The sequence below is a fragment of the Klebsiella terrigena genome (genome assembly GCF_012029655.1).
Lineage (GTDB): Bacteria > Pseudomonadota > Gammaproteobacteria > Enterobacterales > Enterobacteriaceae > Klebsiella > Klebsiella terrigena.
In genome coordinates this window covers 4,055,988-4,081,927 of the sequence record NZ_CP050508.1, presented here as the reverse complement: position 1 = coordinate 4,081,927, position 25,940 = coordinate 4,055,988, and the positions used below count along the sequence as shown (strand labels likewise).

General features: G+C 56.9%; 21 protein-coding genes and 7 tRNA genes. 3 read left to right on the top strand and 25 right to left on the bottom strand.

Annotated features, from left to right (window positions below):
- Nucleotides 1-37 precede the first annotated feature (37 nt).
- From nadD to leuS, 4 genes are read right to left on the bottom strand one after another with little or no spacing between them, the layout of a single operon-like run.
- Nucleotides 38-688, bottom strand: a complete 651-nt coding sequence (gene nadD, locus HCK03_RS19245) for a nicotinate-nucleotide adenylyltransferase (protein ID WP_167692051.1) — start codon at nucleotides 686-688, stop codon at nucleotides 38-40.
- Nucleotides 681-1,712, bottom strand: a complete 1,032-nt coding sequence (gene holA, locus HCK03_RS19240) for a DNA polymerase III subunit delta (protein ID WP_041144584.1) — start codon at nucleotides 1,710-1,712, stop codon at nucleotides 681-683. Before holA ends, nadD begins: the two co-directional genes overlap by 8 nt.
- The gene (gene lptE, locus HCK03_RS19235; RefSeq protein ID WP_041144585.1) at nucleotides 1,712-2,302 is read right to left on the bottom strand and encodes an LPS assembly lipoprotein LptE; all 591 of its coding nucleotides are present in this window, start codon (nucleotides 2,300-2,302) and stop codon (nucleotides 1,712-1,714) included. Before lptE ends, holA begins: the two co-directional genes overlap by 1 nt.
- Nucleotides 2,303-2,316: 14 nt before the next feature.
- Complete coding sequence (gene leuS / locus HCK03_RS19230) at nucleotides 2,317-4,899, bottom strand: leucine--tRNA ligase (protein WP_167692050.1); 2,583 nt, start codon at nucleotides 4,897-4,899, stop codon at nucleotides 2,317-2,319.
- A 225-nt stretch (nucleotides 4,900-5,124) separates the two neighbouring features.
- On the opposite strand from leuS, the gene HCK03_RS19225 reads away from it, so the two are divergent.
- Nucleotides 5,125-5,607, top strand: a complete 483-nt coding sequence (locus tag HCK03_RS19225; protein ID WP_041147547.1) for a zinc ribbon-containing protein — start codon at nucleotides 5,125-5,127, stop codon at nucleotides 5,605-5,607.
- 58 nt (nucleotides 5,608-5,665) lie between these two features.
- Here HCK03_RS19225 and HCK03_RS19220 read toward each other — a convergent pair whose 3' ends face one another.
- The 9 genes from HCK03_RS19220 to miaB form a co-directional block, all read right to left on the bottom strand.
- Nucleotides 5,666-6,391 (bottom strand): amino acid ABC transporter ATP-binding protein, encoded by a 726-nt coding sequence (locus tag HCK03_RS19220; protein WP_041144587.1) that lies wholly within the window; start codon nucleotides 6,389-6,391, stop codon nucleotides 5,666-5,668.
- On the bottom strand, nucleotides 6,391-7,065 hold the full coding sequence (gene gltK / locus HCK03_RS19215; protein ID WP_041144588.1) for a glutamate/aspartate ABC transporter permease GltK: 675 nt from the start codon (nucleotides 7,063-7,065) through the stop codon (nucleotides 6,391-6,393). The genes HCK03_RS19220 and gltK overlap by 1 nt, the downstream gene beginning before the upstream one ends.
- A 2-nt stretch (nucleotides 7,066-7,067) precedes the next feature.
- Entirely contained in the window at nucleotides 7,068-7,808 is a 741-nt protein-coding gene (locus HCK03_RS19210; RefSeq protein WP_041144589.1) for an amino acid ABC transporter permease, read from the bottom strand.
- A 163-nt stretch (nucleotides 7,809-7,971) separates the two neighbouring features.
- On the bottom strand, nucleotides 7,972-8,883 hold the full coding sequence (locus HCK03_RS19205) for an amino acid ABC transporter substrate-binding protein (protein ID WP_167692049.1): 912 nt from the start codon (nucleotides 8,881-8,883) through the stop codon (nucleotides 7,972-7,974).
- Between the two features lie 375 nt (nucleotides 8,884-9,258).
- Nucleotides 9,259-10,797: an apolipoprotein N-acyltransferase gene (gene lnt, locus HCK03_RS19200; RefSeq protein WP_041144591.1), complete on the bottom strand. Its 1,539-nt coding sequence runs from the start codon at nucleotides 10,795-10,797 to the stop codon at nucleotides 9,259-9,261.
- A 22-nt stretch (nucleotides 10,798-10,819) separates the two neighbouring features.
- On the bottom strand, nucleotides 10,820-11,698 hold the full coding sequence (gene corC / locus HCK03_RS19195; protein ID WP_041144592.1) for a CNNM family magnesium/cobalt transport protein CorC: 879 nt from the start codon (nucleotides 11,696-11,698) through the stop codon (nucleotides 10,820-10,822).
- 98 nt (nucleotides 11,699-11,796) lie between these two features.
- Nucleotides 11,797-12,264: an rRNA maturation RNase YbeY gene (ybeY, locus tag HCK03_RS19190; protein ID WP_041144593.1), complete on the bottom strand. Its 468-nt coding sequence runs from the start codon at nucleotides 12,262-12,264 to the stop codon at nucleotides 11,797-11,799.
- Nucleotides 12,261-13,307 carry a PhoH family protein gene (locus HCK03_RS19185; protein WP_041144594.1) on the bottom strand — a complete coding sequence of 349 codons (1,047 nt, stop codon included), beginning with the start codon at nucleotides 13,305-13,307 and terminating at the stop codon, nucleotides 12,261-12,263. Before HCK03_RS19185 ends, ybeY begins: the two co-directional genes overlap by 4 nt.
- 180 nt (nucleotides 13,308-13,487) lie before the next feature.
- A complete protein-coding gene (gene miaB, locus HCK03_RS19180; protein WP_041144595.1) occupies nucleotides 13,488-14,912 on the bottom strand; it encodes a tRNA (N6-isopentenyl adenosine(37)-C2)-methylthiotransferase MiaB in 1,425 nt (474 codons plus the stop codon).
- A 291-nt stretch (nucleotides 14,913-15,203) separates the two neighbouring features.
- On the opposite strand from miaB, the gene ubiF reads away from it, so the two are divergent.
- Nucleotides 15,204-16,379 carry a 3-demethoxyubiquinol 3-hydroxylase gene (gene ubiF, locus HCK03_RS19175; RefSeq protein ID WP_041144596.1) on the top strand — a complete coding sequence of 392 codons (1,176 nt, stop codon included), beginning with the start codon at nucleotides 15,204-15,206 and terminating at the stop codon, nucleotides 16,377-16,379.
- 122 nt (nucleotides 16,380-16,501) lie between these two features.
- Here ubiF and HCK03_RS19170 read toward each other — a convergent pair.
- The 12 genes from HCK03_RS19170 to nagB form a co-directional block, all read right to left on the bottom strand.
- A tRNA-Gln gene (locus HCK03_RS19170) sits at nucleotides 16,502-16,576 on the bottom strand.
- A 35-nt stretch (nucleotides 16,577-16,611) separates the two neighbouring features.
- A tRNA-Gln gene (locus HCK03_RS19165) sits at nucleotides 16,612-16,686 on the bottom strand.
- 45 nt (nucleotides 16,687-16,731) lie between these two features.
- Nucleotides 16,732-16,808: transfer RNA gene (locus HCK03_RS19160), tRNA-Met, on the bottom strand.
- A 21-nt stretch (nucleotides 16,809-16,829) separates the two neighbouring features.
- Nucleotides 16,830-16,904: transfer RNA gene (locus tag HCK03_RS19155), tRNA-Gln, on the bottom strand.
- 37 nt (nucleotides 16,905-16,941) lie between these two features.
- A tRNA-Gln gene (locus HCK03_RS19150) sits at nucleotides 16,942-17,016 on the bottom strand.
- 22 nt (nucleotides 17,017-17,038) lie between these two features.
- Nucleotides 17,039-17,123 (bottom strand) — tRNA-Leu (locus HCK03_RS19145).
- Nucleotides 17,124-17,133: 10 nt separating this feature from the next.
- A tRNA-Met gene (locus HCK03_RS19140) sits at nucleotides 17,134-17,210 on the bottom strand.
- Between the two features lie 227 nt (nucleotides 17,211-17,437).
- Nucleotides 17,438-19,102, bottom strand: a complete 1,665-nt coding sequence (gene asnB, locus HCK03_RS19135; protein WP_041144597.1) for an asparagine synthase B — start codon at nucleotides 19,100-19,102, stop codon at nucleotides 17,438-17,440.
- A gap of 278 nt (nucleotides 19,103-19,380) precedes the next feature.
- Nucleotides 19,381-20,133, bottom strand: coding sequence for an HAD-IIA family hydrolase (locus HCK03_RS19130; RefSeq protein ID WP_041147548.1), 753 nt, complete (start codon nucleotides 20,131-20,133; stop codon nucleotides 19,381-19,383).
- Nucleotides 20,134-20,185: 52 nt separating this feature from the next.
- Nucleotides 20,186-21,406: a DNA-binding transcriptional regulator NagC gene (gene nagC, locus HCK03_RS19125; RefSeq protein WP_041144598.1), complete on the bottom strand. Its 1,221-nt coding sequence runs from the start codon at nucleotides 21,404-21,406 to the stop codon at nucleotides 20,186-20,188.
- Nucleotides 21,407-21,414: 8 nt separating this feature from the next.
- Nucleotides 21,415-22,563: an N-acetylglucosamine-6-phosphate deacetylase gene (gene nagA / locus HCK03_RS19120; RefSeq protein ID WP_115193316.1), complete on the bottom strand. Its 1,149-nt coding sequence runs from the start codon at nucleotides 22,561-22,563 to the stop codon at nucleotides 21,415-21,417.
- Nucleotides 22,564-22,704: 141 nt separating this feature from the next.
- On the bottom strand, nucleotides 22,705-23,505 hold the full coding sequence (gene nagB / locus HCK03_RS19115) for a glucosamine-6-phosphate deaminase (protein WP_041144600.1): 801 nt from the start codon (nucleotides 23,503-23,505) through the stop codon (nucleotides 22,705-22,707).
- Nucleotides 23,506-23,817: 312 nt separating this feature from the next.
- Between nagB and nagE the strand changes: the two genes are divergently transcribed.
- Nucleotides 23,818-25,770, top strand: coding sequence for a PTS N-acetyl glucosamine transporter subunit IIABC (gene nagE, locus HCK03_RS19110; RefSeq protein WP_167692048.1), 1,953 nt, complete (start codon nucleotides 23,818-23,820; stop codon nucleotides 25,768-25,770).
- Nucleotides 25,771-25,940 lie beyond the last annotated feature (170 nt).

The following is a 25,940-nucleotide window of genomic DNA, read 5'->3' as shown; positions in this document are numbered from 1 at the left end:
AAAGGGGAGACGCTAAATTACCCGGCAGCGCCGAGGGTTAGCCATAAAGCTTTTGCTGATGAATGTAGTCCAGGACGGTCGCCGGCAGCATATCGGCACAGGATTCGCCGCGTTCAAGGCGCTGGCGAATGAGGGTGGCCGAAATATCAAACCACGGCGTTTCAGCCAGATAGATAGCCCCGGCGGGGCGGCGGTGCAGCTGCTCGACATCGTGGGTTAAATGCTTATCGAGCCACTGCTGGTCCTCCGGGCGCGGCATCACCAGCGGATAGCCCGGACGACGACAGACGATCAGGTGCACGTTATCCAGAATGCTGGCGTAGTTGTGCCAGGTGGGGAAGGTGAGCAAAGAGTCCTGGCCGATGATAAATGAGAGCGATGGCTTTGGCCCCTGCTCCCGGCGCCACTCCTGCAGCGTTTGCGCCGACCAGGACGGCGTCTGGCGCTGCAGCTCGCGATCGTCGAGCACGAACAGCGGCTTATCCGCGATAGCCAGTTCCAGCATATGCCAGCGCTGGGCGCTGGTTGCCTCAGGTTGGGGACGATGCGGCGGCACGTTGTTAGGAACGATAATCACTTTTCCCAGGCCTATCTGATTCGCCAGAATTTCGACCGGTTTGAGGTGACCGTAATGCACCGGATCGAAGGTGCCGCCGTACATTGCCTGAAGCTGAGTCATATCAACCATCGATAAACACGTCCGCCAGCGCTTTGTGGCAGAGCAGTAAAGAAAGGCTCTCTAATTCGGGCCAGATGCTGGTTCCGTAGTCCTGCTTGAAGGTGAGCTCCGCTCGGGTAAGCAGGGTAACGGCCTGACGCAGCTGATCGCTGCCGAGGCGGGTGAGCGCGTCGGTTAACAGCGGCCGGCGGTTTTGCCACACGCGATGCTTATCGAATAACGAGCGCAGCGGCGTATGGGCCGACTGGCGCTTCAGGTTCACCAGCAGCAGCAGCTCTCGCTGCAGCGTGCGTAGAAGGATTGCGGGTTCGCTCCCCTCGAGGCGCAGCTGCTGCAGAATATGCAGCACGCGCTTGCTTTTGCCCGCCAGCAGCGCATCGACCCAGTGATACGGCGTAAAGTGGGCGGCATCGTTAACCGCCTGCTCCACGCGCGGCAGCGTGAGCTTGCCGTCCGGCCACAGCAGTGAGAGCCGCTCCAGCGCCTGCGACAGCGCCAGCAGGTTGCCTTCGTAGCAGTAGCACAGCAGCTGGCTGGCCGCGTCGTCAAGCTGCAGGTTGTTTTGCTTAGCACGCGCGGCGAGCCAGCGCGGCAGCTGGGCATATTCCGGCGTCTGACAGCTTACCTGCACCGCGCGGCTGGCGAGCGCGGTGACCCACGCGGCATTCTCCTGCGCTTTGGTCAACTTATTGCCGCGCACAATCAGCAGCAAATCGTCATGCAGCATGCCGATAAGGGTTGCCAGCTGTTCGTTAATGGCCGCATTGGGGCCATTTTCAGGCAGGATCAGGAGCAGCGTTTGGCGGCTGGAGAACAGGCTCATTGCCTGACTCAGCGAGAAGAGAGCGTGCCAGTCGGTGCTGGCATCAATCGTCGCGGTATGGTGTTCGATAAAGCCCTGAACGGCAGCGGCTTCGCGAATTGCATCCTGACTTTCCTGCAGCAGCAGAGGATCGCTACCCAGCAGTAAATAAGCCGCGCGCAGCCCTTCATTGAGCTGCGCGCGGAGCTGTTCCGGGTACAACCGAATCATCAGTTACCCAGCGTGGTGGAGACGCGACCACCGGAGGTGGAGGATGCGGGGGTCGTAGTGACCGGCTTCTCCTCACCTTTGGTGGCTTCGACATCCGCAACATGAACGCTTGGCAGCTTACGAATCAGCTGCTCTGCCGCTTTGTCGTACATCTCCTGGATAATCATATCCTGCTCGGCATCTTTCGCTAACGCCGCCTGCGGGTTATCGAAGAACGAGCGGTAGACTTTCGTCGTGATCGGATAGATATCATGACCCGGGATCAGCACGCTGGCGTGAACCGTCATCACCATCTGGTACTCAGCGGTACGTCCGTCCTGGAAAATGGAGGCCGTATCTTTCTGAATAGACGATGATTCCAGACGCAGAGAAGGAACATCCTTACGCAGCGTGCTGCCATCGATCAGTTCAACCCCGTTCAGGCGCAGCTGGTTACGCACCGAACGGCTCAGCGGCCCGTTCGGATCGCCCGACTGGAAGATCATGGTTTTCATGGCGGTTGGGACCTGGGTAGTACTGCGCAGGTGCCAGCCGCATCCGGCGGTGATTAACACCGCCAGAGATAACAACAATGTTGCCAGATATCGCACGCTTCCTCCTGCGCTTAGCCAACGACCAGATTGAGCAGTTTGCCCGGAACGTAGATCACTTTACGTACGGTGACGCCGTCGAGATACTTCGCGACCAGGTGTTCCTGACCCGCGCGGGCACGGACCTGATCTTCGGTGGCATCGACCGGTACGGTAATTTTACCACGAACCTTACCATTAACCTGGACGACAACCAGGGTAGTATTTTCAACCATGGCGCTCTCGTCGGCGACCGGCCACGGTGCGCTGTCGATATCGCCTTCGCCGCCCAGCTCCTGCCATAAGGTGAAGCTCGCGTGCGGGGTGAACGGGTTGAGCATACGCACGACCGCCAGCAGCGCTTCACGCATCAGCGCGCGATCCTGCTCGCCTTCCTGCGGAGCTTTCGCCAGCTTGTTCATCAGCTCCATGATCGCCGCGATCGCGGTGTTGAAGGTCTGACGGCGGCCGATATCATCGGTCACTTTCGCGATGGTTTTGTGCACGTCGCGGCGCAGCGCCTGCTGATCTTCGCTCAGGCTGGCAGCGTCGAGGGCAATGGCCGGGCCCTGAGTCGTGTGCTCGTAGACCAGCTTCCAGACGCGCTTCAGGAAGCGGTTTGCCCCTTCAACGCCGGACTCCTGCCATTCGAGAGTCATATCTGCCGGAGAGGCGAACATCATGAACAGACGCACGGTATCCGCGCCGAAGCGCTCAACCATCACCTGCGGGTCGATGCCGTTGTTCTTCGACTTGGACATTTTGCTCATGCCGGTATACACCAGCTCGCGGCCCTGCGGATCGAAGGCTTTAACGATACGGCCTTTCTCGTCGCGCTCGACGGTGGCATCAACCGGGGAGACCCAGTTACGCTCGCCGTTTTCGCCGACGTAGTAGAACGCGTCCGCCAGAACCATCCCCTGACACAGCAGCTGCTTAGCCGGCTCGTCAGAGTTAACCATGCCCGCGTCGCGCATCAGCTTGTGGAAGAAGCGGAAGTACAGCAGGTGCATGATCGCGTGTTCGATGCCGCCGATATAGATATCAACCGGCAGCCAGTAGTTCGCCGCTTCCGGATCCAGCATGCCCTGGTCGTACTGCGGGCAGGTGTAGCGCGCGTAGTACCAGGAGGATTCCATAAAGGTATCAAAGGTGTCGGTTTCACGCAGCGCAGGCTGGCCGTTGACGGTGGTTTTAGCCCACTCAGGGTCGGCCTTAATCGGGCTGGTGATGCCGTCCATGACCACGTCTTCAGGCAGGATAACCGGCAGCTGATCTTCCGGCGTCGGCATGACCGTGCCGTCTTCCAGGGTGACCATCGGGATCGGTGCGCCCCAGTAGCGCTGACGGGATACGCCCCAGTCGCGCAGACGGTAGTTTACCTTACGCTCGCCGACGCCCATCGCCGCCAGCTTGTCGGCGATGGCGTTGAAGCCCGCTTCAAAGCTCAGGCCGCTGAATTCGCCGGAGTTGAACAGCACGCCTTTTTCCGTCAGCGCCTGCTCGGAGAGATCGGGCTCAGAGCCGTCTGCCGCGAGGATAACCGGCTTGATGTTGAGGCCATATTTTGTGGCAAACTCATAGTCGCGCTGGTCGTGGCCTGGAACCGCCATCACCGCGCCGGTACCGTACTCCATCAGCACGAAGTTGGCCGCCCATACCGGAATAGCTTCGCCGGTCAGCGGATGGATGGCTTTAAAGCCGGTGTCGACGCCTTTTTTCTCCATTGTCGCCATTTCAGCTTCTGCGACTTTGGTGTTGCGGCATTCGTCGATAAATGCAGCCAGCGCCGGGTTATTGGCCGCCGCCTGCTGCGCCAGCGGGTGACCCGCGGCTACGGCCAGGTAGGAGCAGCCCATAAAGGTATCAGGACGCGTGGTGTAGACGGTCAGCTTGTCGGCGTAGTCGTTGACGTTGAAGGAGATTTCGACCCCTTCAGAACGGCCAATCCAGTTGCGCTGCATGGTCTTGACGGTATCCGGCCAGTGATCCAGATTATCCAGATCTCTCAGCAGCTCGTCGGCGTAGGCGGTAATTTTGATAAACCACTGCGGGATCTCTTTACGCTCAACCTTGGTATCGCAGCGCCAGCAGCAGCCGTCGATAACCTGTTCGTTGGCGAGCACGGTCTGATCGTTAGGGCACCAGTTCACCGCGGAGGTTTTCTTGTATACCAGGCCTTTTTTATACAGTTCGGTGAAGAACTTCTGCTCCCAGCGGTAGTATTCCGGGGTGCAGGTCGCCACTTCACGGCTCCAGTCGTAGCCGAAGCCCAGCTTTTTCAGCTGGTTTTTCATGTAGGCGATGTTGTCATAGGTCCACGGCGCTGGCGCCGTATTGTTTTTCACCGCCGCGCCTTCTGCAGGCAGGCCGAACGCATCCCAGCCGATAGGCTGCAGGACGTTTTTACCGAGCATACGCTGGTAGCGGGCAATCACATCGCCGATGGTGTAGTTACGCACGTGGCCCATGTGTAGTCGGCCAGAAGGATAAGGTAGCATCGACAGGCAGTAGTACTTCTCTTTGCTCTCGTCTTCAGTGACTTCAAATGTACGATTATCGTCCCAGTGAAGCTGGACTTTCGATTCTATCTCTTCCGGGCGGTATTGCTCTTGCATGGCAGCCAGTGGTCCTGTTTTCAATACAGCTACAAATGTAGCCAATGGATGTGTTATCTCAGATCGGCATAGCATAGCCCAAACGCCCACGTCAAAACAGCCTTTCGCACATTAACATCGGCAAAAGCGGCGCAGAATATTTAGCGACTCTGTGGCCTGAATGGCAAAGCAACCGACAGATAACGTCTATTATTAGAATAAGTTAACCACACAGGAGGCGAAATGATGAACAAGGTTGCTCAATTCTACCGCGAGCTGGTGTCAACGCTCAGCGAACGGTTACGCAGTGGAGAGCGTGATATAGACGCGCTGGTGGAGCAGGCGCGGGTGAGAATCAGCCAGTCCGGTGAGTTAACGCATCGCGAAGTTGAGACGCTGACTAAGGCGGTAAGGCGCGATCTGGAAGAGTTCGCCCGCAGCTACGAAGAGAGCCATGATGAGCTAACGGACAGCGTATTCATGCGGGTTATAAAGGAGAGCCTGTGGCAGGAGCTGGCCGATATTACCGATAAAACCCAGCTGGAGTGGCGCGAGGTGTTTCAGGACCTGAATCACCACGGCGTGTACCAGAGCGGCGAGGTCGTCGGGCTGGGCAATCTGGTGTGCGAGAAGTGCCACCACCATCTGGCGGTTTACACCCCGGACGTGCTGCCGCGCTGCCCGAAGTGCGGCCACGATCAGTTCCAGCGTCGGCCGTTTGAACCTTGATATTCCGCGTGAGTATCGCCGTAAACAGCGCGCACGAGAGCCCGTGCGCGCCTGACCGTTAGTGGAGGATTTTGGCGAGGAAGTCTTTGGCGCGCTCGGACTGCGGGTTGGCGAAAAATGCTTCCTTGTCAGCATCTTCGACGATCTTCCCTTCATCCATAAAGATAACCCGGTTGGCCACCTTGCGCGCGAAGCCCATTTCGTGGGTGACGACCATCATAGTCATGCCTTCGTTTGCCAGTTCGACCATGACGTCGAGCACTTCGTTGATCATCTCCGGATCCAGCGCCGACGTTGGTTCGTCAAACAGCATGGCAATCGGGTCCATGCACAGCGCGCGGGCGATGGCGACGCGCTGCTGCTGGCCGCCTGAAAGCTGCGCCGGATATTTTTCCGCATGGGCGGAAAGCCCCACGCGCTCCAGCAGCTTCAGGCCCTTGGCGCGGGAAGCGGCTTTATCGCGGTTGAGCACTTTTACCTGCGCCAGCGTCAGGTTGTCGATAATCGACAGATGTGGAAACAGCTCGAAGTGCTGGAAGACCATCCCGACGCGGGAGCGCAGCTTCGCAAGGTTGGTCTTTTTATCGTTCACCCTAGTGCCGTCAACGGTTATCTCGCCCTGTTGAATCGGCTCGAGGCCGTTAACGGTTTTAATCAGCGTTGATTTTCCCGAGCCGGACGGCCCGCAAACCACCACCACTTCGCCTTTTTTCACTTCCGTGGAGCAGTCGGTCAGCACCTGAAAGTGACCATACCATTTTGAAACGTTTTTCAGGGTAATCATTACACAGTCCTTTTCTTCAACCAGCTGACCAACAGCGATGCGCTGAGACTAATTGCAAAATAAACGGCACCTGCGAACAGGATCATTTCGACCTGGGTTCCGTCACGCTCGCCGATAGTGGACGCGGTGCGGAAGAAATCTGCCAGGCTCAGAACATAGACCAGCGAGGTATCCTGGAACAGGACGATCCCCTGGGTTAACAGCAGCGGCACCATCGCGCGAAAGGCCTGCGGCAGGATAATCAGCTTCATCGACTGCCAGTGGGTCATCCCCAGCGCCAGCGCGGCGCTGGACTGGCCGCGGGAGATACTCTGGATACCGGCGCGGATAATTTCCGAATAGTACGCCGCTTCAAACATGGAGAACGCAATCATGGCCGAGATAAGCCGGATATCGGTCTTCGGCGACAGGCCGAGCACGTTCTGTAAAAAGCCGGGCACAATCAGATAAAACCACAGCAGCACCATCACCAGCGGGATGGAGCGGAACACGTTGACGTAGGTTTTGGCAAACCACGCCAGCGGTAAAAAGCTCGACAGACGCATGACCGCCAGCAGGGTGCCCCAGACGATACCGATAACGATGGCGATAACGGTGATTTTCAGGGTGATAACCAGTCCCGCCAGCAGATACGGCATGGATGGAACGATAGAACTCCAGTCAAAATCATACATAGTTATTTGCCCCCCAAATTGCCCGGCAGGCGAACTTTGCGCTCAACCACATACATAATCAGCATAATCACCGCGTTAATGAACACATAGGCGAGGGTAATGGCGGTAAACGACTCCCAGGCGTGGGCGGAGTAGTCCAGCAGCTTGCCCGCCTGCGCCGCCATGTCCGCCAGCCCGATGGTGGAGGCAATGGCCGAGTTTTTTACCAGGTTCATCATTTCCGACGTCATCGGTGGGACGATAACCCGATAGGCGTTGGGCAGCAGAACGTAGCGGTAGGTTTGCGGTAGGGTGAGGCCCATTGCCAGCCCGGCATTTTTCTGCCCGCGCGGCAGCGACTGGATCGCCGCACGTACCTGCTCACACACGCGTGCGGCGGTAAACAGCCCGAGGCAGAGCATGGAGGAGATAAAGAACTGAATATTGGGATCCAGCTCGGATTTAAACCACATGCCGATATTTTCCGGCAGCAGCTCCGGCACCACCAGGTACCAGGTAAAGAACTGCACGATCAGCGGAACGTTACGGAACAGTTCGACGTAGCAGGTGCCGATGCTGGAGAGCAGTCGATTCGGGGCGGTACGTAAAATACCGAATAGCGAGCCGACGAGAAAAGCGATGATCCAGGCGGTAACCGACAGAGCGACGGTGACCTGAAAGCCGCTCCATAGCCAGCCCAGATAGGTGGTATTGCCGAACGGGGCCTGTTGCAGGAATATCCCCCAGTTCCAGTCTATTGACATAAATGACTCCTGGAAAAAAAAGGGTAGCAGCGCTACCCTCGAAGATCCTTGCCCAGCGTACTTCGGTGTTCGCGGCGGCTGGGGAACGACCAGCCACCGTATAGTCTGTCCGTGCTGTGACAACAATCGGGAGGGCAGGATTTCCCGCCCCTTGTTCTTTTAATTAGTTAAGAGCCTTGTCATTCGGTGATTTGAACAGCGCCTTCATATCTTCAGAGAGTTCGAAGTTCATATTCAGGTTCTTCGGCGGGATGGGGTTTTTGAACCACTTGTCGAACCATTTTGCCGCTTCGCCAGAGGTCTGCGCTTTGGCAACGGTGTCGTCTACCAGGGTTTTGAACTGCGGGTCATCTTTACGCAGCATACAGCCGTAGGCTTCTTTGGACTGCGGCGTGCCGATGATTTCCCAGTTGTCCGGCTTCTTAGCCTTGGCACGTTCGCCGGCCAGCAGCGCGTCATCCATCATAAAGGCCACCGCGCGGCCGCTTTCCAGAGTACGGAAGGAGTCGCCGTGATCTTTAGCGCTGATGATGCGCATATTCATTTTTTTCTCGTCGTTCAGCTTGTGCAGCAGAATTTCTGAGGTGGTCCCGGAAGTCACCACCACGGCTTTATCTTTCAGGTCAGCAAAGTCTTTGATCGCGCCGCCTTTTTTAGCCAGCAGGCGGGTGCCGACAACAAAAATGGTGTCAGAGAAAGCCGCCTGTTTCTGCCGCTCCAGGTTGTTGGTGGTGGAGCCGCATTCGAAATCGTAGGTGCCGTTTTGCAGCAGCGGAATACGGTTCTGCGAGGTGACAGGAATCAGTTTTACCTGCAGGTCAGGTTTGTTCAGATTCTTCTTGATAGCATCGACGATGGCGTTGGAGTAATCCTGCGAGTAGCCGACGACCTGCTGCTGGTTATCGTAGTAGGAGAACGGTACGGATGATTCACGATGGCCAACCACGATTACGCCGTTTTTGGCAATTTTATCCAGAGTGCTCTGGCCTGTAGCCGGTGCGGCATCTTCCGCGTGCGCCAGGCCGGCGGTCATACCCATGACCAGCATTGCTGTGGCCAGTTTACGTAATTGCATATCCAACTCCTTATCCGCAGCGCCAGGGACGCCATTGATGCCCATTGTGATTGTGTGTGAGCTTTATTATCGCTGCCGCCTTTAAGTGCAGCGTTTGTATGTGTTTGTTAGCATTTAGTTTGGCTTAATGTAAAGATTTTGCTGTGATATTGTTTATTTTTGCGAAGTGCTCCGCACCATTTAAAGGCAAAAATCTCTCATTGCACCAAAATAGCGCGCGTTTGGTCTGCCTGTGGTGCAACCCGGTTGGACCAGCAGCCATAGCGGCGCGACGTAGGTATATTAAGCAATGGGCGTGCCAGATTGGGCGGGAAGGGAGAATTCCCCGGTGACGGGCATCACCGGGGCGGGCGGAGAGTATCCGCTAAGCAGGGATTAGCGGCGGCGCTGACGCAGGCTCATCAGCAGGGCGCCAAAGCCAAACAGCGCGGTCAGCGCCCACAGCGGCCAGTTGCCGGTGCGGGCGTACGGCGTTAGGCCCGTCGTCGGAGTGACCTTAGTGGTGAGCACGGCGCGGGTGAACTGCGGGATCATGTCCTGAATTTCACCCCGCGGGCCAATGACGGCGGTAATGCCGTTATTGGTGCTGCGCAGCAGCGGACGCGCCAGCTCCAGCGCGCGCATGCGCGCCATCTGGAAGTGCTGCCACGGGCCTATCGACTTGCCAAACCAGGCGTCGTTGGAGATGGTCAGCAGGAAGTCGGTATCCGGGCGGAAATTATCGCGCACCTGCTCGCCGAGGATGATTTCGTAGCAGATAGCGGCCGTTAGCTTCAGGTTATGCGCCACCAGCTGCGGCTGAACGTACGGGCCGCGGCTGAAGGAGGACATCGGCAGATCGAAGAATGGTGCCAGCGGACGCAGAATCGATTCCAGCGGCACAAACTCGCCAAACGGAACCAGATGGTTCTTGTTATAGCGATCCGTGGAGTCGTAGCTGTAAGGGTTATCCTTGCCCAGCGTAATGATGGTGTTGTAGGTGTCGTATCGGTTCTGCTTGTTCAGTCGGGCATCGACGATGCCGGTGACCAGCGAACTGTTTTTCGACCGCAGCAGGTCATCCATCATGGTGAGGAAATTCTGCTGATTGATCTCCAGATCCGGAATGGCGGATTCAGGCCAGATAATCAGCTGGGATGAGCCCATATGCGGCTGGGTCAGATCCATATAGGTCTTCAGCGTGTTGAACAGCTGCTTTTCATCCCACTTCAGGGCCTGCGGAATATCCCCCTGCACCAGCGACACTTCGGTCGCGCGCTCGGGCAGCAGCTGATACCACTGGATGTAGCGCAGCGGGAAGGGCAGGGCGAAGAGCACCGCGGCGATAATCAGCGGTTTCCAGCGACGCTCGACGGCGGCCAGCACCAGCAGACCGCTGACGACCATCAGCAGGAAGTTAATCGCCTCGACGCCCGCGATCGGGGCTAAGCCCTTCAGCGGACCGTCAATCTGGCTGTAGCCGAACTGCAGCCACGGGAAGCCGGTCAGCACCCAGCCGCGCAGAAACTCGGTGATTTGCCAGACTACCGGCGCGGCGATGGCGACGCGCAGCCAGCTGGTTTTAGGCCACAGGCGTGAGAGCAGGCCGGCGAACAGGCCGGTGTACAGCGACATATACGCTGCCAGCAGCACCACGAGGAATACGTTGACCGGGCCAGGCATGCCGCCAAACTGCGCGATGCTGACGTAAACCCAGTTAATCCCCGAGCCGAACAGCCCCATGCCCCAGAAGAAACCAATCCAGGCGCTCTGCAAAGGACGACGGTTAAGGGTTAAGCCCTGCAGGCCGATGAGCGAAATAATCGCCGCGGGCCAGATGTCATAAGGAGAAAAAGCCAGCGTTCCGCTGGCTCCGAATAATAGCGCCAGCAGCAGACGTACGCGCTGGCGTTCGAGAAGAGAGGCAAATACCATTTAGGTTAATCGTCCCGTGTGATTAGTCTTCCAGCTTCGGCTGCGGTGCGTCGTCAGGAAGTTTGACATGTACCTGGATAATACGTCGGCTATCAGCCATTGCGACCTTGAATTGGTAACCATCAATGTCGATAGACTCGCCGCGAGCCGGCAGATGGCCAAAGGCCTGCATCACCAGTCCGCCAATGGTATCAACTTCTTCATCGCTGAAGTGGGTGCCGTAGGCTTCGTTGAAGTCTTCAATCGAGGCCAGCGCGCGGACCGTCCAGGTGTGGCGGCTCAGCTGACGAAAATCGATATCTTCTTCTTCATCGTATTCGTCTTCGATTTCACCGACGATAAGCTCAAGGATGTCTTCAATGGTCACCAGACCGGAGACGCCGCCAAACTCATCGATAACGATAGCCATATGATAACGCTGGGAGCGGAACTCTTTCAGCATGCGGTCAACCCGCTTGCTTTCAGGCACGACAACCGCCGGGCGTAACACTTGTTCCATGCTGAAGGCTTCGGAATTGCTGCGCATAAACGGCAGCAGATCTTTGGCCATCAGAATCCCTTCGATGTGATCTTTGTCTTCGCTGATCACCGGGAAACGCGAGTGGGCGGATTCGATGATGACATCGAGGCACTCGTCCAGAGTCTGGTTGCGTTTCAGGGTAATCATCTGCGAGCGGGGGATCATAATGTCGCGGACGCGCTGGTCGGCGATATCCATTACCCCTTCGAGCATATCGCGCGTATCTTCGTCGATAAGGTCGTTTTGCCCGGAATCACGGATCAGCGCCAGCAGTTCATCACGGTTTTTGGGTTCTCCGTGAAAGAGCTGGCTGAGTAACAGGGAGAAGAATCCCTTTTTGCTGTTTACTGTGTCACTACTGTGTGAGTTGTCGTCGCTCATGGCGTCGTGTGGGTTCTCATGTTAGTTAAATCGTCGCCCGTCGCGCGTGTACTCAGCGCCCGGCATAGCGGCCAGTCGCCGGCAAAGCCGGCGGCAGGTTATTCCTTCTCGGCAATGTACGGATCCTCATAGCCCAGAGCAAGCATTATCTCTGTTTCGAGGCTTTCCATCTCTTCCGCTTCTTCATCAACGATGTGGTCATAGCCCAGCAGGTGCAGGCTGCCGTGAATAACCATATGCGCCCAGTGCGCTTCCAGCGGTTTTTCCTGCTCTTTCGCTTCCTGCTCAACCACCTGGCGGCAGATGATCAAATCACCGAGCAGCGGCAGCTCGATGCCCGGCGGGGCTTCGAAGGGGAATGACAGCACGTTAGTCGGCTTATCCTTGCCGCGATAGGTCAGATTTAGCTCGTGGCTCTCGGCTTCGTCTACCAGGCGAACGGTCACTTCCGACTCTTCCTGGAACTGAGGGATCACGGCATCCAGCCAGCGCTGAAACTGTGCTTCATCCGGCAACCCACCGTTCTCTTCGCAAGCCAGCTGTAAATCGAGAATAACCTGACTCATTTTTGCTCCTGTTCCTGGGCTTCGCGTTTGCGCTCGGCGGCCAGTTCTGCTTTACGTTTTTGATCCGCCTCTTCCCACGCCTCATAGGCGTTAACGATGCGGGCCACCACCGGGTGGCGCACGACGTCTTCGCTATTGAAGAAGTTGAAGCTGATTTCATCGACTTCCGCCAGCACTTCGATAGCGTGACGCAGGCCAGATTTGGTGCTGCGCGGCAGGTCAATCTGGGTGACGTCGCCGGTTATCACCGCTTTAGAGTTAAAACCGATACGGGTCAGGAACATCTTCATCTGCTCGATGGTGGTGTTCTGGCTCTCATCGAGAATGATAAAGGCGTCGTTCAGCGTTCGGCCGCGCATATAGGCCAGCGGCGCGACTTCAATCACGTTGCGCTCGATCAGCTTCTCAACTTTCTCAAAGCCCATCATTTCGAACAGCGCGTCGTACAGCGGGCGCAGGTAGGGATCGACCTTCTGGCTCAGATCCCCCGGCAGGAAGCCCAGCTTCTCACCGGCCTCAACGGCGGGGCGGGTCAGCAGAATACGGCGCACGTCCTGACGCTCCAGGGCATCGACCGCGGCGGCAACCGCCAGATAGGTTTTCCCGGTGCCGGCAGGGCCGACCCCGAAGGTGATATCGTGGTCGAGGATGTTGGCGACGTACTGCGCCTGGTTTGGCGTGCGGGGCTTAATCACGCCGCGCTTGGTCTTGATATTAATGGCCTTGCCGTACTCCGGGACGCTCTCGGCGCTCTGCTCGAGCACGCGGGCCTCTTTGATGGCAAGGTGAATCTGCTCCGGCTCGATATCGTTAATCTGCCCGCGCATGGGGGCGGTATCGACGTACAGGCTGCGCAGAATATCCGCCGCCGCGTTGACGCATATTGGGCGTCCGGTCAGCTTAAAGTGATTGTCACGGCGGTTGATTTCGATGCCCAACCGGCGCTCAAGCTGTTTGATGTTGTCGTCAAACGGGCCGCACAGCCCAAGCAGGCGTGCGTTGTCCGCTGGTTCCAGGGTGATTTCGCGAGTTTCTGTGTTCAAGCTGTTCCTCTTATCTGCGTTTTGCCGGGAGATAAACGGGTATAGCCGCCATCTTGCAGGCGATACCCCGGCGGGTAAGGAAATTATTCACGTCACGGGAATATGGCGCAAGCATTGCTATGAATATTGGGTCCGGCAGAGGAAATACAAGGCCTGCCGGAGCCGGCAGGCCTGAACGGATTAAGGCTGATAAAGCGTGGCGCCCGAATCGTTTTCTTTGCGGGTCCGCGCGATAACGGATTGCGGTGATTCCACAATGCGCAGGCCCATCTCCTCTTCGGTACGCACGATTTTTCCGCGCAGCGAGTTGGTGTAGACGTCGACGATCTCGACGTCGACAAACTTGCCGACCATATCCGGCGTCCCTTCGAAGTTGACGACCCGGTTATTTTCGGTGCGCCCGGTGAGCTCCATAATGCTCTTGCGGGAGGTGCCTTCGACCAGAATACGCTGGGTGGTGCCGAGCATCCGGCGGCTCCAGGCCATCGCCTGCTGGTTGATGCGCTCCTGCAGAATATAGAGGCGCTGTTTCTTATCTTTTTCCGGGACGTCGTCGACCATATCCGCCGCCGGCGTGCCCGGGCGCGCGGAGAATACAAAGCTGTAGCTGACGTCGAGATTCACGTCGGCAATCAGCTTCATGGTCTTCTCGAAATCATCGTTGGTTTCACCGGGGAAGCCGACGATAAAGTCGGAGCTTATCTGGATATTTGGCCGCGCTTCGTACAGCTTGCGCACGATGCCTTTATATTCCAGCGCCGTGTGGGTGCGCCCCATCAGGTTCAGCACGCGGTCAGAGCCGCTCTGTACCGGCAGATGCAGGAAGCTTACCAGCTCCGGGGTGTCGCGATAGACGTCAATAATGTCATCGGTAAATTCAATCGGGTGGCTGGTGGTGAAGCGAATGCGGTCGATCCCGTCGATCGCCGCGACCAGACGCAGCAGATCGGCAAAGCTGCCGGTGGTGCCGTCGTAGTTTTCGCCGCGCCAGGCGTTAACGTTCTGCCCCAGCAGGTTGACCTCGCGGACGCCCTGAGCCGCCAGCTGGGCAATCTCGAACAGGATATCGTCCGAAGGACGGCTGACCTCTTCACCGCGGGTATAGGGCACCACGCAGTAGGTACAGTATTTGTTGCAGCCTTCCATAATCGAGACGAACGCGGTTGGCCCGTCGGCGCGGGGTTCCGGCAGGCGGTCAAACTTTTCGATCTCCGGGAAGCTGACGTCAACCACCGGCCGGCGGTTGCCGCGTACCGAGTTAATCATTTCCGGCAGGCGATGGAGCGTCTGCGGGCCAAAAATAATATCGACATAGTGGGCGCGTTGACGGATGAGCTTGCCCTCCTGCGAGGCGACGCAGCCGCCGACGCCGATAATCAGGTTGGGATTTTTTTCTTTCAGTAATTTCCAGCGGCCCAGCTGGTGGAAGACTTTTTCCTGGGCCTTCTCGCGAATTGAGCAGGTATTGAGCAGCAGGACGTCCGCTTCTTCCGCGATTTCAGTGAGCTGATACCCGTGCGTGGCATCCAGCAGATCGGCCATCTTTGATGAATCGTATTCGTTCATCTGACAGCCCCAGGTTTTAATATGGAGTTTTTTTGTCATCGACATGCTCATGCTCAATTATAGATATCCAAAATGACGGGTACAGACGCTCTATGAATTTCGAATTGCAGGCGGCAGGCCCGGGAGGTCCCAGCATCATAGGTCGCTATGCGACTGGGGCGAGCGGGTGCAGCCAGGGCACCTGCAATTTGAAAAACGACGAGTATAGCCAGGATTGCAGGGGGCACATTGTAATGCTTTGGGGGTGCCCTGACCAGCGCGAGCGTAATCACCGCAGGGCGCCTGAAAATCCGGTAAACTGAATGGATTGAGGTTTTAAGGATAATTGCCATGACAACTCACGCAACGGATGTCGCCATTATTGGCGGTGGAATGGTCGGCGGCGCCCTGGCGCTAGGGCTGGCACAGCACGGTTTTACGGTAACGGTCATCGAGAAGGCCGCGCCGGCGGCTTTTGACCCAACGCAGCCGCCGGACGTGCGCATTTCGGCGATCGGCTCTTCTTCCGTCGGGCTGTTAAAAAGCCTCGGCGTCTGGGAGACGATACGCGCGATGCGCGTGCATCCGTATCGGCGGCTGGAGACCTGGGAGTGGGAAGCGGCCCACGTCTCCTTCGACGCCGCGGAGCTGGCGCTCTCTGAGCTGGGTTATATGGTGGAGAATAACGTGCTGCAGCTGGCTCTGTGGCAGGCGCTGGAGGCGCATGAGCAGGTTACGCTGCGGGTTGGCGTTTCGCTGCAGGCGCTGCAGCGCGAATCTGCGCATACGCTATTGCGCCTGAGCGACGGCAGCGAGTGCGCGGCCCGGCTGGTTATTGGCGCCGATGGCGCAAACTCCGAGGTGCGTCGGCTGGCCGGGATTGGCGTACAGGCGTGGCAGTACCAGCAATCCTGCATGTTGATTAGCGTCCAGTGCGCCGACGATCCCGGCGACAGCACCTGGCAACAGTTTACGCCCTCCGGACCGCGCGCGTTTCTGCCGCTGTTCGATCGCTGGGCCTCGCTGGTTTGGTACGACACCCCCGCGCGAATTCGTCAGCTGCAGGGGATGAGCATGGCGCAGCTCCAGCAGGAGATCGGGCGCCACTTTCCGTCGCGCTGCGGTGAGGTCACGCCGCTAAGCGCCGGCGCGTTTCCGCTGACCCGCCGCCACGCGCTGCAGTACGTGCAGCCGGGGCTGGCGCTGGTGGGCGACGCGGCGCACACCATTCATCCACTGGCGGGGCAGGGAGTGAATCTCGGCTATCGCGACGTCGATGCGATGCTGGATGTCTTAACGCGCGCGCGGGATCGCGGTGAGGAGTGGGACAGCCTGCCGGTGCTCAAACGCTATCAGACGCGGCGCAGAACCGATAATTTCATTATGCAGTCGGGGATGGATCTGTTTTACGTTGGCTTCAGCAACGATCTGGCGCCGGTGCGCGCGCTGCGCAATATCGGCCTGATGGCGGCGGCGCGGGCGGGTATTTTAAAGCGTCAGGCGCTGAAGTACGCGCTGGGGCTGTAGCTAAGAGGTTCCCCGGCCCGCGCCAGGCTAAGCCGGGGAGCCGCGTTGGTATGAGCGTGCGCTGAAAGTGGCGGACGACAAAAACAAAAAAGCTCGCCGAAGCGAGCTTTTTTGTTACTAAGTGGCTGGGGTACGAGGATTCGAACCTCGGAATGCTGGTATCAGAAACCAGAGCCTTACCGCTTGGCGATACCCCAACGGGTGCGCTCACAAGTGAACGACTTTTTTAAATTGGCTGGGGTACGAGGATTCGAACCTCGGAATGCTGGTATCAGAAACCAGAGCCTTACCGCTTGGCGATACCCCAACAATTTTTTTGGATTTATCGAACTGAATCAATAATTCCTTTATATGGTGGCTACGACGGGATTCGAACCTGTGACCCCATCATTATGAGTGATGTGCTCTAACCAGCTGAGCTACGTAGCCAAATCTTATCACATTCTTCGATGGCTGGGGTACCTGGATTCGAACCAGGGAATGCCGGTATCAAAAACCGGTGCCTTACCGCTTGGCGATACCCCAATAACCGTCGCGGTGAACCGCTAACCTCGAAGAAATATGGCTGGGGTACCTGGATTCGAACCAGGGAATGCCGGTATCAAAAACCGGTGCCTTACCGCTTGGCGATACCCCATCCGTGCAACGCTTTCGGTGAATGGTGCGGGAGGCGAGACTTGAACTCGCACACCTTGCGGCGCCAGAACCTAAATCTGGTGCGTCTACCAATTTCGCCACTCCCGCAAAAAAAAGATGGTGGCTACGACGGGATTCGAACCTGTGACCCCATCATTATGAGTGATGTGCTCTAACCAGCTGAGCTACGTAGCCATCTTTTTTTTCGCGTTACCTTATCGGCGTTGCGGGGCGCATTATGCGTATTGGGCCTGCGAGCGTCAACCTCTTTTTCAAGGAAAATCGCTGGAATGTGACTGTTTGGTTAGGTTGCGAGCAGCGTGGTGTAATAATCGGCAATTATTGGTTATTTATCGCTTTTAACCCGTAAATAAAGACATAAAAAAACGGACCCCGCGGGGTCCGTTTGTCGTCTGACTCGATTATTTATAGGCCGACTGGTGCACGCCTACCGCGCGTCCTGACGGATCGTTCATGGTTTTGAACGTTTCATCCCATTCGATCGCTTTAGCCGAAGAGCAGGCGACTGACGGGCCACCGGGGACACACTCCGCGGCGCTCGGCAGCGGGAACAGCTCTTCGAAGATTTCACGGTACAGATACGCCTCTTTCGACGACGGCGTGTTGTACGGGAAGCGGAAGGCGGCGGTTTCCAGCTGCTGATCGGAAATCTGCCCGGCCGCCACTTCTTTCAGCGTATCGATCCAGCTGTAGCCAACGCCGTCTGAGAACTGCTCCTTCTGGCGCCACGCCACGCTTGCCGGCAGGTAGGATTCAAAGCATTCGCGCAGGATATGCTTTTCCATTTTGCCGTTGCCGCACATCTTATCCTGCGGGTTGATGCGCATGGCGACGTCGAGGAACTGCTTGTCGAGGAACGGCACGCGGGCTTCGACGCCCCACGCGGACATCGCTTTGTTCGCACGGGCGCAGTCAAACATATGCAGCGCCTGCAGTTTGCGCACGGTTTCTTCATGCAGCTCTTTGGCGTTTGGCGCTTTGTGGAAATAGAGATAGCCGCCAAAGACCTCATCTGAACCTTCGCCTGATAGCACCATTTTGATGCCCATCGCTTTGATTTTACGGGACATCAGGTACATCGGGGTCGACGCACGGATGGTGGTCACGTCGTAAGTTTCGATGTGATAAATCACGTCGCGAATGGCGTCGAGACCTTCCTGCACGGTGAAGTGGATCTCGTGGTGCACGGTGCCCAGATGGTTTGCCACTTCCTGCGCGGCTTTCAGATCCGGCGATCCGACCAGGCCGACGGCAAAGGAGTGCAGCTGCGGCCACCAGGCTTCACTACGCTCCTGATCTTCGACGCGACGGGCGGCAAACTTTTTGGTGATTGCGGAGATGACCGAAGAGTCCAGGCCGCCGGAAAGCAGCACGCCGTAAGGAACGTCGGACATCAGGTGGCTTTTCACCGACTCTTCCAGCGCCTGACGCAGCTCGTTTTTATCGGTCACGTTGTCTTTTACCGCGTCGTAATCAAACCAGTCGCGCTGATAATACTCGCGGATTTCGCCATCTTTGCTCCACAGGTAGCTGCCGGCCGGGAACTCTTTAATGGTGCGGCACACCGGAACCAGCGCCTTCATTTCTGATGCGACGTAGAAGTTACCGTGTTCGTCGTGACCCATATACAGCGGAATGATGCCGATATGGTCGCGGCCGATCAGGTAAGCATCCTGCTCGCTGTCGTACAGCGCGAAGGCAAACATGCCCTGCAGATCGTCAAGGAAGGCCGGGCCTTTTTCCTGATACAGCGCGAGGATGACTTCGCAGTCTGAACCGGTCTGGAAGGCATAGCGGTCGCCGTATTCTGCGCGCAGCGCCTGGTGGTTATAAATTTCGCCGTTCACCGCCAGGGCGTGGGTTTTTTGTTGGTTATACAGCGGCTGAGCGCCGGCGTTAACGTCAACGATAGAGAGACGTTCATGGACCAGAATGGCTTTATCGCTGGCGTAGACGCCGGACCAGTCCGGCCCGCGGTGGCGCATCAGGCGGGAAAGCTCCAGTGCCTTTTTACGCAGTTCTACCGCGTCAGTTTTAATATCCAGTACGCCGAAAATTGAACACATAGCCTTCTCCGTTACCCTGTCGTATTTGATGTTGTGCAGACGTCGTCTTGTTGCGAGGTCTTAGTGCGTGTTTAAGAAAATGCCGCAAAGGAGAGGGCGGTGCAAGGGATTTACGGGGGCAATAGGAAAAAACGCAATTGTGATTGTTGAATATTAAAAAAAGAACATGTTTTGAGCGACTTTATTGATGAATATTCAAAAATAAGCCGCTTTCATTAGATGGCAGCTTTTCATTGCGGGCGAAAAATGAAAAACCACGTCCCGGGACGTGGTTTGGCTTAGAAAATATCGATTTCGGCCACCGACGGATAGATCCACGACGGTCGGAACGGCAGGCTGTCGATGTCGTCAAGCGTCGAGACGCCGGACAGCACGAGGATCGTTTCCAGGCCGGCCTGGAAGCCCGCCAGAATATCGGTACGCAGGTTGTCGCCGACGATGACGGTTTGCTCGGAGTGGGCCTGCATCTTGTTCAGCGCGGAGCGGATAATCCACGGGCTCGGCTTGCCGACGTAAAACGGCTTGCGGCCGGAGATCTTCTCAATCCCCGCGCACAGCGCGCCGCAGGCCGGGTAGAAGCCGCGGCCGTGGGTGTCCGGATTGGTGGCAATAAAGCGCGCGCCGTTTGCTACAAAGAAGGCCGCCTTGTGCATCATCTCCCAGTTAAAGGAGCGGGTCTCGCCGACGATGACAAAATCCGGGTTGACGTCGGTGATGGTGAAGCCCGCCTTATAAAGCTCGTGGATCAGCGCGCCTTCGCCCACCACGTAGGCTTTTTTCCCCTCCTGACGGCGCAGAAAGTCGGCGGTCGCCATGGCTGAGGTGTAAAAGGCGCTATCCGGGACGTCAATGCCCGCCGTGGCGAAGCGGTTGGCCAGGTCCTGGCCGGTCTGAGACGGATAGTTGGTCAACATCACCAGCGGCATCTCTTTTTCGAGAATGCGTTTGATAAATTCAGCAGCGCCCGGTACGGCCACATTGTCGTGCATCAGCACGCCGTCAATATCACAAATTACGTTTTGAATGGTCATGGACAGTCCGACATCGTTGAAGAAAGGCACAAATGGGTGAACAAAAAACAGGCTAACTTTCCAGCAGGCGCTGGAGCAGGATCCCGTTGAGCATCGCGCGTTTCACCAGCGCAAAGGCGCCGATCGCCGAACGATGATCGAGCGTGGATCGCACCACCGGCAGATTTTTGCGAAACGCTTTTAGCGCCTGGGCGTTAATGCAGCCTTCGATGGCCGGGAGTAAAACCTTTTCGGCTTCGGTGATTTCGCCGGCGATCACCACCTTCTGCGGATTGAACAGGTTAATGGCGATGGCAATGGTTTTTCCCAGGTGGCGGCCGACGTGTTCGATAACCTCGCAGGCCAGGGTATCGCCCTTATTGGCGGCTTTGCAGATGGCTTTAATATTGCACTCGTCCACGCTAAGGCGACTCTGGTAGCCCTGTTCCAGCAGATGGCGCACCCGCTGTTCGATGGCCGCATTGGCGGCGACGGTCTCCAGGCAGCCGAAGTTGCCGCAGTGGCAGCGCTCGCCGAGCGGGTCGACCTGAATGTGGCCTATCTCACCCACGTTACCGTTGCGGCCGATAAAAATGCGGCCGTTGGAGATAATTCCCGCCCCTGTGCCGCGGTGGACGCGCACCAAAATAGAGTCTTCGCAGTCCTGACTTGCGCCAAAGTAGTGCTCCGCCAGCGCCAGGCTGCGGATATCATGGCCGACAAAACAGGTCACTTTAAAGCGTTTTTCCAGCGCCTCTACCAGGCCCCAGTTCTCAACCTGAATATGCGGCATGTAGCGAATGACGCCGCTTTCCGGATCGACAAGGCCGGGTAAAATGACCGAGATAGCGATGAGCTCACGGATCTTGCGCTGGCAGCGTTCGCTAAAGGCGGCGATGATGTTCAGCAGCGCGTGCTCGAGGGTTTCCTGCGTGCGTTCCGGCAGCGGGAAGTGCTCTTCTTCCAGCGTCTTGCTGCTTAAATCGTACAGGGTCAGGGTGGCGTCGTGGCGGCCGAGGCGTATGCCAATGGCCTGGAAGCTGCGGGTCTCGGCAATAATGGAGATGGCGCGGCGGCCTCCGGTGGAGGCCTGCTGATCGACTTCTTTGATCAGCCCGCGTTCAATCAGTTGACGCGTGATTTTAGTCACGCTGGCAGGGGCAAGCTGGCTTTGTTCCGCGATCTGAATGCGCGAGATGGGGCCATGCTGGTCAATCAGGCGGTACACGGCCGCGCTGTTCAGCTGTTTTACGAGATCAACGTTACCAATTTGAGCATGTCCGCCTGCTGTCATACTTTTACTTACTCAGTGACGACCTCGTTACCATTAACGATGGTCTTGATGATTTTATAGTCGCGGGTAAAGGCGGTCAGGTTAGCGACCATTCCCGGCGCAATGCTGCCGAGCTGCTTTTCCACGCCAATGGCACGCGCAGGGTAGAGGGTTGCCATACGCAACACTTCTTCCAGCGCGATACCGCAATGTTCAACGAGATTACGCACGCCTTCAATCATGGTCAGCGAAGAACCACTGAGGGTACCGTTTTCATCTACGCACAGTCCGTTACGGTAGTATATTGTTTTACCAGCAAAAATGAACTGCTCAATATTGGCACCCGCCGGCGCAGTGGCATCGGTCACGAGGCACAGCTTGTCGCCCTTCAGGCGCTTCGCATTGCGTACGTTAGCATAATCAACGTGCATACCGTCGACGATAATACCGCAGTAAACGTCCGGCTCGTCAAAAATAGCGCCCGCCAGGCCCGGCTCGCGTCCGGTTATATACGGCATGGCGTTATAAAGATGGGTTGCGAAAGTGATGCCCGCGCGGAAACCGATTTTGGCTTCCTTGAGGGTGGCGTTGGAGTGCCCTGCGGAGACGACAATCCCGGCGTCGACCAGCTGGCGAATCACTTCTGGCCCGACGCGCTCCGGGGCAAGGGTCACCTTGGTGATGACATCGGCATTTTCGCACAGGAACTCCACCAGCGCGGCGTCCGGTTTACGCACGTAGTCCGGGTTGTGGGTCCCTTTTTTGACGATGTTCAGCCACGGGCCTTCAAGATGCAGGCCCAGCGCCTGGTTAGGATATTTTTGCAGGTACTCGCGCATGACGCGCACGCCCTGTTTCATCAGATCGTCGCTGGAGGTGATAAGCGTTGGCAGATAGCTGGTGCAGCCGGAGCGTTCGTTGGCCTTCTGCATGATTTCCAGCGTTTCGACGGTCACCGCATCCGGGCTGTCGTTAAACTGCACGCCGCCGCAGCCGTTCAGCTGGACGTCGATAAAACCGGGGGCGAGAACGGCGCCGTTGACCGAGCGTTGCTCAATCTCGGACGGTAAATCAGCCAGTGAACAGATCCGTTCGATAAGGCCATCAGCGATAACTATCGCATGGTCATCCAGAATTTCATGACCGGTATAGATCCGGCCTTGGGTTAATGCATACATACGACCCCCGGTTTACGCACGCTTTTCTTCAAGCCGGCCTGATGAGCAGACCGTAAACTGGCCGTTTTGCTGCCGGCTGAATGATGGCGTGCATCAAAAAAAAGAAATGTCCCGCGGGGGTAGCCGCAGGACGGGACCAGATTACAGCCCTTTGACGTTTTCGGCTTCTAATTCGTTGAAGTATTTCAGCGTCTTCACTTTCAGTTCCATGGTGGACGGCTCGTCGCAAACCACCACGGCTTTCGGGTGCAGCTGCAGACAGGTAATGGTCCACATGTGGTTGACGTTGCCTTCTACCGCCGCCTGCAGCGCCAGCGCTTTCTGATGGCCCAGCACCAGAATCATCACCTCTTCGGCATCCAGCAGGGTGCCAACGCCCACGGTCAGCGCATATTTCGGCACCAGGTCAACGTCGCCGTCGAAGAAGCGGGAGTTTGCCACGCGGGTGTCATGGGTCAGCGTTTTAATGCGGGTACGGGAAGCCAGAGAAGAAGCCGGCTCGTTGAACGCGATGTGACCGTCGTTACCCACGCCGCCCATAAACAGGTTAATTTTGCCGTAGGAGCGGATTTTCTCTTCATAGCGGCGACATTCTGCATCGATGTCTGGCGCATTACCGTTGAGCAGGTTAATGTTTTCTGCCTGAATATCAACGTGATCAAAGAAGTTGCGGTGCATAAAGCTATGATAGCTCTCCGGATGCTCCTTCGGCAGGCCAACGTACTCATCCATGTTGAAAGTGACAACGTGTTCGAAGCTAACCTGGCCCGCTTTGTGCATCTCAACCAGAGCTTTGTAGGCGGTAAGAGGTGTACCACCGGTAGGCAGACCCAGTACAAACGGACGGTCCGCAGTCGGTTTGAACGCATTGATGCGGTTAACGATGTGGCGAGCAGCCCATTTACCTACTTGTTCAGCTGTTACCAGGGGAATCAGTCTCATTCTTCACCTCTATAGTTAAATTAGAACCTGGCGGATTGGCGCCAGTACTCTATGAAGAGTATTGCAGTAACTACGCCGACCGGCTCAATCCGTGTTGATTTTTTGAATGATAAAATAAGTTTTCGTTGTTAGCCAGTCCAGGGGAGGGGTTAATACGATATTTGGTGATTATAGTCACAAAAAATACGCGTTTAATTTGCGATACGAATTAAATTTTCACACACTTTGCGGGTAAGTTAAAAAACTGACCTTTTTACACAATAAAAAAATGGCTTTGAGTGAGCCTCATCGGGGTCTCATAGGGGGAATAAGATGAATATTTTAGGTTTTTTCCAGCGGCTAGGTAGGGCGTTACAGCTCCCTATCGCCGTGCTGCCCGTCGCAGCGCTGCTGCTGCGATTCGGTCAACCCGATCTGCTTAACGTGCCGTTTATCGCGCAGGCAGGCGGGGCAATCTTTGATAACCTCGCGCTGATTTTTGCGATCGGCGTGGCGTCCAGCTGGTCTAAAGACAGCGCCGGCGCGGCGGCGCTGGCCGGTGCGGTAGGTTATTTCGTATTAACCAAAGCAATGGTCACCATCAACCCAGAAATTAACATGGGCGTGCTGGCGGGGATCATTACCGGTCTGGTTGCCGGTGCCGTCTATAACCGCTGGTCTGGCATCAAGCTGCCTGACTTCCTGAGCTTCTTCGGCGGGAAACGTTTTGTTCCTATCGCGACCGGCTTCTTCTGTCTGGTGCTGGCGGCCATCTTCGGCTACGTCTGGCCTCCGGTACAGCACGCTATTCACGCCGGCGGCGAGTGGATCGTTGCCGAGGGCGCGCTGGGTTCTGGTATCTTCGGTTTCATCAACCGTCTGCTGATCCCAACCGGCCTGCATCAGGTGCTGAATACCATTGCCTGGTTCCAGATCGGTGAGTTCACCAACGCCGCTGGCGCGGTGTTCCACGGCGACATCAACCGCTTCTACGCCGGTGACGGCACCGCGGGGATGTTCATGTCCGGCTTCTTCCCGATCATGATGTTCGGTCTGCCGGGTGCGGCGCTGGCGATGTACTTCGCTGCGCCGAAAGAGCGTCGTCCGATGGTTGGCGGTATGCTGCTGTCCGTGGCTATCACCGCGTTCCTGACCGGTGTGACCGAGCCGCTGGAATTCCTGTTCATGTTCCTGGCTCCGCTGCTGTACCTCCTGCACGCCGTCCTGACCGGCATCAGCCTGTTTGTGGCCACGTCGCTGGGTATCCATGCGGGCTTCTCCTTCTCCGCAGGGGCCATTGACTACGTTCTGATGTACAGCCTGCCGGCAGCCAGCAAAAACGTCTGGATGCTGATTGTCATGGGCGTGGTGTTCTTCTTCATCTACTTCCTGCTGTTCACCGCGGTTATCCGCATGTTCAACCTGAAAACGCCGGGTCGTGAAGATAAAACTGACGACGTGGTGACTTCGGAAGCCAACAGCAACACCGAAGAGGGTTTGACCCAGCTGGCTACGCAGTACATTGCCGCCGTCGGCGGGACTGACAACCTGAAAGCGATTGATGCCTGTATTACCCGTCTGCGTCTGACCGTTGCGGATTCCGCGCGCGTTAACGATGCGGCCTGTAAACGCCTTGGCGCTTCCGGCGTTGTTAAGCTGAACAAACAGACCATCCAGGTTATCGTCGGTGCGAAAGCAGAGTCGGTCGGTGATGAGATGAAAAAAGTGGTTGCGCGCGGCCCGGTAGCCGCCACCGCCGCTGCAACCGACAGCGCACCTGTCGCCGCTGCGGCTGCAAAACCGCAGGCCGTGGCTAACGCCAAAACCATCGCCGCGCTGGTTTCGCCAATTACCGGTGATATCGTGGCGCTGGAGCAGGTTCCGGACGAAGCGTTCGCCAGCAAAGCCGTCGGTGACGGCGTGGCGGTGAAACCGACCGATAAGATAGTGGTCTCCCCGGCTGCGGGTACCATCGTTAAGATCTTCAATACCAACCACGCGTTCTGTCTGGAAACGGAAAACGGCGCGGAAATCGTTGTCCATATGGGCATTGATACCGTCGCGCTGAACGGCCAGGGCTTCAAGCGCCTGGTCGAAGAGGGCGTGGAAGTGAAGGCAGGCCAGCCGATTCTGGAAATGGATCTGGACTTCCTCAACGCGAACGCCCGGTCGATGATTAGCCCGGTAGTCTGCAGCAACAGCGACGATTACAGCGCGCTGGTGATTCAGGCGAGCGGTAAAGTTGTCGCCGGCCAGACGCCACTGTATGAGATTAAAGGCAAGTAGGGCTCCTGAGTAGAGTTTATGCCTGTGCGGCGGGGGGAAACCTCCGCCGCTTTTTTTTGCAGCAAATGACCCCATAATCTCCTTCAGATACGTATTTTCAGTAACTAATAGTTGTCTCCACGTCCTGCTTGTAAGATCATGTCCCGTTATACGTTGTTTACGCTTTGAGG